Annotated in this window: 7 protein-coding genes; 3 read left to right on the top strand and 4 right to left on the bottom strand. The window is 35.2% G+C overall.

Annotated features, from left to right (window positions below; translation table 11 throughout):
* Positions 1-6: 6 nt before the first annotated feature.
* From NBX25_RS07080 to rpsA, 3 genes are all read right to left on the bottom strand, one after another.
* Positions 7-2,607: a T9SS-dependent M36 family metallopeptidase gene (locus NBX25_RS07080; protein ID WP_250253277.1), complete on the bottom strand. Its 2,601-nt coding sequence runs from the start codon at positions 2,605-2,607 to the stop codon at positions 7-9.
* 354 nt (positions 2,608-2,961) lie between these two features.
* Positions 2,962-4,413, bottom strand: coding sequence for a T9SS type A sorting domain-containing protein (locus tag NBX25_RS07085; RefSeq protein WP_250253278.1), 1,452 nt, complete (start codon positions 4,411-4,413; stop codon positions 2,962-2,964).
* A gap of 359 nt (positions 4,414-4,772) precedes the next feature.
* On the bottom strand, positions 4,773-6,563 hold the full coding sequence (gene rpsA, locus NBX25_RS07090; protein WP_123908405.1) for a 30S ribosomal protein S1: 1,791 nt from the start codon (positions 6,561-6,563) through the stop codon (positions 4,773-4,775).
* 431 nt (positions 6,564-6,994) lie between these two features.
* Between rpsA and NBX25_RS07095 the strand changes: the two genes are divergently transcribed.
* Entirely contained in the window at positions 6,995-8,266 is a 1,272-nt protein-coding gene (locus NBX25_RS07095; RefSeq protein WP_250253279.1) for a carcinine hydrolase/isopenicillin-N N-acyltransferase family protein, read from the top strand.
* 145 nt (positions 8,267-8,411) lie between these two features.
* Positions 8,412-9,719, top strand: a complete 1,308-nt coding sequence (locus NBX25_RS07100) for a DEAD/DEAH box helicase (RefSeq protein ID WP_250253280.1) — start codon at positions 8,412-8,414, stop codon at positions 9,717-9,719.
* A gap of 88 nt (positions 9,720-9,807) precedes the next feature.
* On the opposite strand, the gene NBX25_RS07105 is transcribed toward NBX25_RS07100, so the two are convergent.
* Positions 9,808-10,701 (bottom strand): SMP-30/gluconolactonase/LRE family protein, encoded by an 894-nt coding sequence (locus NBX25_RS07105; RefSeq protein ID WP_250253281.1) that lies wholly within the window; start codon positions 10,699-10,701, stop codon positions 9,808-9,810.
* A gap of 258 nt (positions 10,702-10,959) precedes the next feature.
* On the opposite strand from NBX25_RS07105, the gene ccoG reads away from it, so the two are divergent.
* The gene (gene ccoG / locus NBX25_RS07110) at positions 10,960-12,402 is read left to right on the top strand and encodes a cytochrome c oxidase accessory protein CcoG (protein ID WP_250253282.1); all 1,443 of its coding nucleotides are present in this window, start codon (positions 10,960-10,962) and stop codon (positions 12,400-12,402) included.
* The last annotated feature ends 106 nt before the right edge of the window (positions 12,403-12,508 follow it).

Raw genomic sequence — 12,508 nt, forward strand, 5'->3', positions numbered from 1 at the left:
TTCAAATTATTTTCTTACCATCACTTTTGATGTTGCTTCAAAGCCCAACCCTTTCACCTTTACCATATAAGTACCATCTACCAAACGGCTTGTAGAAATTGCTTTCTTAGCATCAGGTGAAATTTTATCTTCTGAAGAAACCATCTTACCTGACATATCATAAATCTCTACACTTACTTTTCCAATGGTATTAACCGGGAAACTGATAAAGAACTCATCTCTAGCCGGATTAGGATAAACAGAAATTTTATTTTCTTTAATTGACTTCACCTCATCAGTTGATAATGAAGCACATTCTGACGGTAAGTCAAAGCTCTCAACCTGATCATAGATATTATTTTTAAGACCTGCCGAAGCATTTACCCCCAGCCCTCTCTTTGCAAAAACCTTCCAGATCATACATTTATCCTGTCCGTTTGTAGTTGCCATTTCTGCAGCTAAAATAGCATTTCTTCCATCAACAAAACTTGGATTACAACCCTGCAGCTTCAAAGCATCCGTAACCAGTTGCAATACTTTAGTACTTCCATTAGGCGTACCAGACAATACATCAGAAGAGTATCCGTATTTTTCAACATATTTCCAATGAAGATCCCATAACATAGTTGCCCATACAAACCCTATAGAGTGAACATCAAGAGACAAACCACCACTTGCATTGGTATATACCATTCCATTTGTGTTTCCATAAGTGTAGCTATTGATTGTAAAATCAGGAGAATATTTAGCAGGTCTGATTCCTAAACCTGTTGTAGGCTGTCCTATTACGTAAGTACCCATACCTCTGGCCACAGAAGCATTATCTCCTGGTTTGTTCGTTACCATAAGAGCAAAGAAATCAGACCAACCTTCTCCCATCTGTTCCATACTAACACTCGCATTTAAACAGTTCGATCCTGTTCCGGTCAGCCTGTTAGAAATACCATGTCCATACTCATGAGTAATAATACCATTATCAAAGCTTCCATCCGGAGTCATGCTGGTAGCAGGATCATTTTTTAAAGTCACATTTACTGGTGTATTTGCAGCAAGTAAGCCTTTAATATAATCACCTTCAGATTTTGCAATCAGCACAGTAGGAATAGTAACCGTTGCATCAACTCCAGTCATATTACTCAATGAATTACCATTAGCATCGTTATTATAAATAATAGTAGCGATAGCTCCCGCATCCTGAAGATTTTTAGTTTTAACCACAAATGAGCACGTCCCTCTTTCCACCAGTCCAATTTTCTCCGTAAGCGATCCTGCAGGTAAAGCTGTACATCCGTCAGAAACTGCAGATAACATTACACTACCTGTAACCCCATTAGCATTCAAAGGACTACCAAAATCCGCCGTTCCCACTAAAGGAGCTCTTGGAACAGCCACACTTGGTGCATTATAATAGAATTTTTGGTTTATTGCGCTCCATAAATACATTTGCATTCTTGGTTTACTACCATCTGCAGGGCTTGCAAAGTTCGCATTGTCTGTACCTCCACCATCTTGCGCTTCAGCATTTACATAGTCATTTCCTAAACCTCCCAATCCAAAATTATTTTGTTGAAAATTCTTTGAGGTTTCGGTAAATCCAAACTTGTAAAAGATGTCATGTACCTTGTTATTAATATAAAATAAATTGGTAATAGCAGCATTTAAATTGTTGGCCGGAGTACCATTAATATTGAATGGAAAATCAAAATTTCTACTTGCCCCTCCATCTGCATAAGTACCGGGAGCATTAGTATTAGCCTTATCATCGTAGGCAAACACATTATTTCCTCGTGTATATGTATAATGATTTGTTCCATCAGAATGCCATCCTTCCGGAGAAGCAGTAAGCAGCCATGGATTTGTCACTATTGACCTGGAACCAAATGTTGCAGATTCTATAGGCAATGAAAACACATTATAGGTTGCCATATCCGGCGCCAATAAAGCCGACTGAGCACTCATCTGCACAGGCCCTATAAAACCATTGTGCGCAAGTGTTGATTCATCATGTGAAAAGGCATCGTGTCTGAAATTACAGGAAAGATTGAGATCAGATTCACTAATAATTTCCCCGGTTTTCGCGTTTATAAGAATATCCCAGTAACTTGGGGATTTTGGATCCTGAAATGAGAATTGATAAGCCAATTTCAAACTCCCTTTATCTTCAGCATATACTAATCTCTGCTTTGCCGCATGTCCCTTTTCAGGATCTGTGTCTGAATATCCAAGAATATAGTAAGATTTCACCTCATCCTTTCCTAAATGGTCGGCAATTTTCTGTAAAGCATCTTTTGCAGTAACAGAAGCACTACCTGACGCAGACTCCTTATAATCTTTTACAAAATTATCCGTATAATAAACAATCTTATTATCCCGAATAAGTGCAGTTCCCACAGAACTATATATTGGAAGTCCATTATAGGTTTGTAAAAATTTTACGACATTTCCATTCAAAGACTTTGACGGATCTACATTATCAATAATAATATTATTTAAATCAGATTTTTTATATTCTCTCGTTTTATTTTGAGAAATATAATCCTTAAGCAATCTTTCATTATCTTGTCCGAACATAAAAGCAGGAAAAACAGAGAAAACCGCAAACAAAATAGGTAGAGTTTTATTTTTCATATCCATTATTAAAGCTACTAATCTACAAATATTTCGTAATCAAAATTCAATTACATTAAATCATAATTAACAATAATAAATAATAGATGAAAAAATTAAAATTACTTTAAAATAAAATATATCTCAATAAGGAGAATCCAATTCTATATTATTCCCTAAAACAGAATATATAACAATGATTTCTATTATAATATTCTCACATATCAGAGAAAAAAAACATAAAAACACAGACTTTATACATAGTATTTTTTTGAAAATTTTAATTTTATTTTAATATTTTCCTAAAACATCTCTATCTAATATCAACATTTATCAGCATAAAAAAACTGCCCAGATGGACAGTTTAACCTTCACTTATTTCTTAATGATCTTTTCTGAATACATTTCGTTTTTATCTGTTGTTATATTGACGATATAAACTCCTTCTTTTCGTGAGCTTAAATCCACATCTATTTCTTTTTCACCACGTAAAATTTTATTATACAATGTATTTCCAATCAAATCTCTGACTTCCAATGTCCCCTTCTTAAATTCTTTATTCAGCACTACTTTAAATAATCCGGAGGTAGGATTAGATGTCAGTTGAAAAACTTTCTCCATTACCTGAGGTTCAGAAGCTCTGAATTGCGGACAGTTCTGATCCAGATCAATATCAAAGTCAAAAAATGGATACCTGTTCCACCTATACACAGGAGAAGCAGAAGCACTAGAGGTCATTGCCACTCTAAACTTATGCCATCCCGTCGAACCCATAGTTAATGCAGGAGCAAAACTGGAATAGGGAACAAAATTAAAAGTAAAAGTATTTCCCGGCCCAAGTACAGGATTAGATAACACTGGATATACCTCACCCGTCACTAAATTAATGAGTTCTACTTTAAGTTCTTGCAAGGTAGCACCAGCCGGAAGATGATAATCTCCTTCAATAACACCAGGCTTATATATACAACTTCCCGGTTCATAAAGAAAATCTACAATCCCTTTAGAAGTATTAGAGCTATTAAAACATATACTCTCCGCAATATCCTTCCAGTAATTAACTTCACCAGCCTTTACATCAAATCCGTTATCTTTATTAAAATATGATCTTTTAAGCCCATAACCTGGATCTCCGGCAACCGCTTCAAGCGAGCCCGAATAATCTCCAAAAGGACTGGCTATAGATGCAGCAGCCATAATAGCATTATTGTTTTTATTCGCATGAATTACAGTGAATCTTACTGTTGCGCCTCCTGCCCAATTATTAGTTTTAAAATCCATTACAGGACCAAATGCCTCATAGGAAGCAATATTGGAAGCATAAGTAGGATCCACAAGATAAGAACTCAAGCCAGATGACGCCCTTTCTGCATCAGTAAATATAACAAACCTCATTTCCTGAGTGAAACCCAATGTTTTTTGAGGACTTATAATATCAGGATTAGAGACTCCGCTGAGAGCATCCTTAACCAGCGCTACGGATTGTTGCAAATAATCTCCAAAATCCAAACGGCGTTCAAAATTCTGAGCAGTAAAAAAATCGTTGGTAAACTCAGATTCAATATAAATTAAAGGCTTATAAACACCCGTATCATTGTCTAGTACTCCGGTTCCATACTGCACTACAGCCACTCTATTATGAATATTACAAAATAAAAGCTGCTCTATCAACTTAACGACACCACGTTTCAGTATGGCATAATCTGGCTTAGTAGATATAGAACCACCATTATCTACCATGATGATATAGTCAATCCCCTGCTGCGCATTAAGAGTACTCCACGACATCAGGAACGTCATCAGGAAAAATAAGAATGTTTTTCTCATAGTTAAAAGTTTTAAATTTATTTCGATGAAAATAATATTTTTTCTTTAATACATGAAATACTTAAACACTATTAACTTAAAAACAGAAAAATATAAATAAAATTAAAGCAAATACATAAAACAACAAACCTAACAGGTTTTTGAAACCTGTTAGGTTTACTCATTATGGTCTGTTATTTTACCAACAAACACCCATTCCCCAGCCTTTTCCTAGCCCCGATAGTAACAAAGCTTGAGGACCTGAGCGTTGGAATGGCTGGCGCGGGGAGTATGAGTGGATAACAGGAAATAGCTCCTGAAAATAAAAACAAAAAAAGCCGCTCAAATGAGCGGCTCCTTATTTATAAATGGTTCAAAGATTATTTACCTTCTTCCATTTTTCTTTTCAACTCTGCTAATGCATCGATGTCTCCAAGAGTAGATCTTTCTTCGTTGTTTGAAGAAGAAGATACGTTTCTAGAAGAAGATTCTTTAACGTTTTTCTTTTCTTCGTCTCTGAAGATCCCTGTGTGAGAAACTACAACTCTCTTGAATTCTTTGTTGAATTCAATTACTTTGAATTGAGCATCTTCACCTTTTTTGATTTTAGATCCATCTTCTTTCTCTAATAATCTTGAAGGGCAGAATGCCTCAACCTCAGCATCTTCGAATTGTACAGAAGCTCCTTTATCGTGAACTTCTACAGCTTTACCAGCGTGGATAGTTCCTTCAGCATATTTAGTTTCGAATTTATCCCATGGGTTTTCAGTCAATTGCTTGTGACCTAGAGATAATCTTCTAGCTTGGATATCTAATTCAAGAACTACAACATCTAATTTATCACCTACTGCACAGAACTCAGATGGGTGCTTGATTTTCTTAGTCCAAGAAAGATCAGAGATGTAGATTAATCCGTCGATACCTTCTTCTAACTCTACGAATACACCAAAGTTAGTGAAGTTTCTTACAGTTCCTACATGCTGAGATCCTACCGGATACTTAGCTTCGATGTTCTCCCATGGATCTTTAGATAATTGCTTGATACCAAGAGAAATTTTTCTTTCTTCTCTATCTAAAGTTAATACTTCAGCTTCTACTTCATCACCTACTTTCACAAAGTCACCAGCAGATCTTAAGTGAGTAGACCAAGACATTTCAGAAACGTGGATTAATCCTTCAACACCTGGAGCGATTTCTACGAATGCACCATAGTCAGCAAGAACTACTACTTTTCCTTTTACTTTGTCTCCAACTTTCATGTCAGCAGAAAGAGCATCCCAAGGATGAGCTTCTAATTGCTTCATACCTAATTGGATTCTTGTTTTCTCATCATCGAAATCAAGGATTACAACTTTTACAGTTTGTCCGTCCTCAAGGATTTCAGATGGGTGGTTCACTCTAGACCAAGAAAGGTCTGTAATGTGGATCAATCCATCTACACCACCTAAGTCAATGAATACACCGTAAGAAGTGATATTCTTAACAGTACCTTCAAGAACCTGACCTTTTTCAAGTTGAGCGATGATTTCTTTTTTCTGACCTTCGATATCTGCTTCGATCAATGCTTTGTGAGATACAACTACGTTTTTGAACTCAGGGTTGATTTTCACAACTTTGAACTCCATAGTTTTTCCTACGAACTGATCGTAATCTTTAATTGGCTTAACGTCAATTTGAGAACCTGGTAAGAATGCTTCGATTCCGTGAACGTCAACGATCATACCACCTTTAGTTCTTGATTTAACAAAACCGTTAACGATTTCTCCAGTTTCGTGAAGTTCGTTTACTTTATCCCAAGCTTTAAGCGTTCTAGCTTTTCTGTGAGATAATTGTAATTGACCAGTTTTGTCTTCTCTTTTGTCAACCATTACTTCTACCTCATCACCTACACTTAGGCCTTGGTTGTAACGGAATTCGTTAAGAGAAATAACACCTTCAGATTTGAAGTTGATGTCTACGATAGCTTCTTTGTCAGTTAATCTTACAACTCTACCAACTAAAACGTCATTATCGTTTAGGCTGTTAAGAGATCCGTTGTAGATTTCTTCTAAATCGCTTTTTTCTTTTCTCGCATCTGCATCAAGACCTGATTCGAAAGAATCCCAATCAAATTGTTCTGGTGCTACGTTTTGGTTTAATAAAACCTCTGCTGAATTTGTCTCTTTTGACATTTTCTAATAAAATTTGTATTCCTTCTTTTTTAATGGTTCGAATAAATGTGGATCTAAAAAATACGGAAGTAATTAATTTTTAATATTTTACCTTTTCAAACCTTTCACACAAAAAGTGGGTGCAAAGATAAAAATTTTATTTGAGATAAACAAGAGATTTTCTTTTACCAAACCTTCCGCTAAACAACTGATTGTCAAGGTCTATTTATTTTTATGAAAAGAATAAAAAACCAAAAATTGAGATCATCATGCAAAACATATTGCCACTAGGATCTTGAATATCTTATTTTCTGTTTTTAAAAGCGTTTTTCTGTTGATTACATCCTAATCTGGAATGATTTATTTTTTAACCAAATGTAAAATTTCCAAAAAATCTTTTAACAAAATATTTTTTTATCAATCAAAACAAGGAAACCTATAAAAACTATGTAATGCAAAAGTATTTCCTTTTAATTTTAATCAGTCTGTCAGGGCGCATACATACACTAAAAGCATGTACTATATTATCTTGTTCCAGAGGAGGCGAAGTATTTGCAGCAGCTAATGAAGACGATACAACACCCTTTACAAGAATATGGTACAACCCGGCAACTAAAGACCGTTATGCTTCCATTTGTTTTGGTGCACCGGATATGCAGATTGCAGCCGCAATGAATGAACATGGATTATTTTTTGATTATGCAGCAGCAAACTATGATTTAAGCAAACTTAACCTGACAAATCCTTATAAAAGTGATATTATGTGGGAGGTTCTGGGAAAATGTAAAAATGTAAAGGAGGCAATGGTCATTTTAAAAAAATATGACTACATCTCTCAGTCCCAGGTCTTATTAGCCGATAAAGAAGGAAATTCCATCTTGATTAACCCTAAGGGGATTATCGAAAAAAAAGGAGACTTCCAGATCAATTCAAATTGTAATATGATCAATGGAAAATTAGCATGCAGAAGACCAGAAATTGCCAATGAAATGCTTTCCGGATCTAATGAAAATAATATTAATTTCCTGAAAAGTATTCTGGATAAAACCCATCAGGAAGGAGAATTGAACACATTATATTCTACAATCTGCGATTTGAAAAACGGAGTAATCTATGTCTATCTTTTCCATGATTACAATATGGTATATAAAATTGACTTGAAAGCTGAGTTGAAAAAAGGATACAGGATAGAAAATCTGGCAGATCATTTTTCTCCGACATTTGCTTATGAAAGCTTTTCAAAAAATCATTCTCTATATCTTAAAGAATCTATTTTTCAGGAAATGAAAGAGAAAGGTATAGATATAACCATTGATCATTACATTATGGAAAGCGAGAAACTATCTCCAAAAAATGAAAAAATAAATTCTGCATTATTGGAAGTAGCACTACAGCTTATTAAATATTCATGGAACGAACATCATTATGGCAGTTCATGGGATTATTGGTTCAGTAAACCTGATGGATATGATATCCAGAAATACAAAGACCCAAAACTTGCCTCAGCAGAAAAGCTTTTAAAATATTTATCTTCAAAAGAAACTACAGATCTTAAACTCCGGAATTTCATGTACGAAATCGTTGGCTTTACTAATCTGGCACAGGGAAATAATAATTCAGCCAAAGAGTTTTATGAAAAAGCAATACAAAATCCCGAACACACCTATCCTGTAACTTTAGTCCGCGGAAAAGAAATGCTTAAACGAATGAACGATAGTAAATAAAGTGGACCCCGGATAGAGGGGTATAGAATAATCATCATACAGTACAACCAACAATGAACAGATCATTTTCTCTGTTCTTTCACCCATTCTAGAACTCCCCAACCTTCCTGCTCATCACCCGCGTAAATTCACTACCTTTGCACCCATGGAACTACAATCAATTTATCAAAAGCTGCAGATTCAGGATATGAATCAGATGCAGAAATCTACTTATAAAGCATCTGAAAACAATACGGATATTGTTCTGCTCTCTCCTACCGGATCAGGAAAAACCCTTGCTTTTTTATTTCCTGTTCTCAGAAATCTGAAAAAGGATGTGCAGGGTGTTCAGGCATTAATATTAGTTCCTGCCAGAGAATTGGCGTTACAGATTGAACAGGTTTTCAAGTCGATGGGAACGGATTTTAAGGTTTCTGTTTGCTATGGTGGACATGATAAAAAGATTGAAGTCAATAATTTAATTGAAGCTCCGGCTGTTTTAATCGGAACTCCGGGAAGAATTACCTATCACGTAAGGAATAATAATTTTGATCCAAAAACCATCAAAACATTAGTTCTGGATGAATTTGACAAAGCTTTGGAACTAGGCTTTCATGATGATATGGAGTTTATTTGTAATTCTTTAAAAGGCCTTTCTCAAAGAGTTTTAACCTCTGCAACAGCAATGGATGAAATTCCTGCATTTACAGGATTAAAAGATGAAAAAATCATCAGCTTCCTTAAAGAAAATGAAGTAAAACCGGATATTCAACTGAGAAAAGTAATGACTATCTCAGAAGAAAAACTAGATACACTTTTCAATTTGGTTTGTAAAATAGGGAATAAAAGAACGTTGATCTTCTGTAACCACCGTGATGCAGTAGACCGTATTTCTGAGCTTCTTCATCAGATGGGAATCGACAGAGAAACCTTCCATGGAGGAATGGAACAGGATGAAAGAGAACGTGCCTTACTGAAATTCAGAAATGATTCAGCAAGAATTCTTATCACAACTGATCTGGCAGCTCGTGGACTTGATATTCCTGAGGTAGAATCTATTGTACACTATCAATTGCCTCCAAAAGAAGATGCTTTCATCCACAGAAACGGACGTACTGCGAGGATGAATGCCAAAGGTTTTGTCTACCTTATCATGACGGAAGAGGAAAATTTCCCGTTCATCAAAAACGATACCCCTGAAGAAAGCGTTGCCGGATTTACTAAAGTTCCGCAAAAAACACCTTTCCAGACGATTTACATCAGCGCCGGAAAAAAAGACAAGGTGAATAAAGTGGATATTGTAGGCTATTTGCTTAAAAAAGGGGAACTACAAAAAGAGGATGTTGGTGTTATTGAAGTAAAAGATACTACGTCTTATGTTGCCGTTTCGAGAAATAAAGTGAATGCTCTTTTAAGAAAACTTCAGAATGAAAAACTGAAAGGGAAAAAAGTGAAGATGGAGGTTGCTTATTAAGCTTAACGACTTCTTAAAAACCTATGTGTTTATGTGGTAAAAATTCACCACATAAGCACATAGAAATATTTTAAAATGATCTTACCGTTTATTTTATTCCTCTCACTCTCATCGGAAAAGTATACACCGATTTTGAAGCAGTAATGAATAAAACATCGTTATTTTCTCCCCCGAATGTTACATTGGACGTCCATTTTTCAGGAATAGAAATGTGATATATCTTTTTTCCTTCACGGTTAAAAACATGTACTCCATCACCGGTTAAATAAAGATTTCCGTGTTTATCCAGTGTCATCCCATCTGAACCCATTTCACAAAACAATCTTTTTTCAGATAGTTTTCCTTCTCCTAGAATGTCATAAACATAGGTTTTTCCGGCATCAATATCAGAAAGGTATAATTTCTTTAAAGTCTCACTTCCTACAATTCCGTTAGGCTGCGTGAAAGTGTCTAATTTATTAATCTTTCCATTTTTATTTCTATAATAAAGGCTTTTATTAGACAGTTCCTGCTTAAAACCTATCCAATAATCTCTTTCATATAACGGATCGGTAAAATACATTCCTCCAAAAACGTCATTCCATACATCATTAGGACCATTTAATCTTTTCCCTTCAAAATCTTTGAATAAAATTTCTACTTTTTTATCTTTTGAGATCTTCCACATCTCTCCGTTATCATCTGAACAGGTAATCAGGAAGCCGTCTTTATCAAAATGAGTTCCGTTTGCCCTTCCTGTTTTGCCCAAAAATTCTATAATCTGATTGCTTTTCCAGTCCCAGTAATAGATCTTATCGTTAGGCTGATCGGTAAAATACACATTCCCTTCTTTATCGGTTGATGGGCCTTCTGTAAAGCTAAACTTGTCAGAAACCATTTGTGGTTTTGAACCTTCATAAAACATTTTACTACTATTTACTGATTGACAGTTTACCAATGCGAAAACCAAACCAATCAGACCTATTTTACTGATATTCTTCATACTTCATTTTTAGACCTGCAATTTACAACATACTTTATCAGTTTCAAAAATATTTTCTCATTTTGATACATTGTATTTCAAAACATATAATGTCCCAATTGTCCTATTTTTGAAGTAGATCATATTAGTAGTTAAAGGATATAATTCAGAGCTTTGCAGTAGAGGAATCAATACCGTTTTATCTATAGAAATTCAGTTTGAAAACAGGTATTGTTCCGGATGAAAAATATTACCAAAATACTTTTATAGCATACGATAATGAGCGCAGAGTCCAACAACATCAAATCCCTGGAAATTGAAAATGAAGATTTTAGAAATTCGGTAGGAACAATGGATGAAACCGGAAAAAGAAAATGGATCTTTCCCCGAAAACCAAAAGGAAAATACACCAATTACAGGAACTATACAAGCTATGCTTTACTTACCCTTTTCTTTGGATTGCCTTTTGTGAAGATCAATAACAATCCTTTTTTTCTATTTAATGTTATTGACAGAAAGTTCTTTATTATTGGGCAGCCATTTTATCTTCAGGACTTTTTCATTCTTGCCCTGGGAGCGGTTACCTCTGTGATCTTCGTCATGTTATTTACTGTAGTTTTCGGAAGAATATTCTGTGGCTGGCTTTGTCCGCAAACCTTATTTATGGAAATGGTATTCCGTAAAATAGAATACTGGATTGAAGGAGACCGGAACAAACAAATGAAGCTCGACAGACAGGAATGGGATGCTGAAAAGATCAGAAAAAGAGTTACGAAATGGTCTGTATTTATTCTGATTTCAATGGTCATTTCTACTTTTATGTTCATGTATATCGTAGGTTACGAACAGGTCTTTCAGATTATGATTGAAGGGCCGGCAGAACATCCTTTAAAGTTTATCACAATGATTTTTTTCACGATGACTTTTTACTTTGTTTTTGCATGGCTTCGTGAGCAGGTATGTACTCTGGTTTGTCCTTACGGAAGACTTCAGGGAGTTTTAATTGATAAACAGACCATCAACGTATATTACGATTTTAAAAGAGGGGAAGGCCGTTCAAAATGGAGAAATAATGAAGATAGAAAAGCGGCTGGTAAAGGAGATTGTATAGATTGTAATCAATGCGTTGTAGTCTGTCCTACGGGAATTGACATTAGACACGGGCAGCAATTGGAATGTGTCAACTGTACGGCATGTATTGATGCCTGCGATGAAGTAATGGATAAAGTGGGCTTGCCTAAAGGATTGATCCGTTATGCTACTGAATCTGAAATTGAAAATCGTGAGAAATTCAAATTTACGTCAAGAATGAAGGCTACCACTGTTATTTTAGCCCTATTGATCGGATTTCTTGGCTTTTTAATGTATGATCGTGGATCTATGGAAGCAAAGTTTATTAAACCAGCGGGCTCTACGTTCTTTATTAAAGAAGGTAAAATCACCAATACTTTCATTTATACACTTCTGAATAAATCAAATGAGAAAAAGATTCTAACCATTAAAGTAGTCAGTCCTGAGGATGCTGAAATCACTTATTTCGGATCTGAAAAAATCATTTTGAAGGGTGACCAGATCTTAAAAGGAAATATCAACATATCCTTCCCTGAAGACAAAATCAAATTCTCTAAACAAAATATGGTCATTGGGGTTTTTGATGAAGAAGGAAAACTGGTAGATTCATTTGAAACTACTTTTGAGGGACCATTTAAGCTTGCGTTATAATAGAGAGAGGTGAAGTTCGGGGTTTTTAGGTTTGAACAGGTATTATAAAACCATTCACTGATAACCATCACTATAAATTTTAAACCTTGAGCCCTGAACTTCCAAC

It is taken from the genome of Chryseobacterium sp. Marseille-Q3244, from assembly GCF_940807095.1.
Lineage (GTDB): Bacteria > Bacteroidota > Bacteroidia > Flavobacteriales > Weeksellaceae > Chryseobacterium.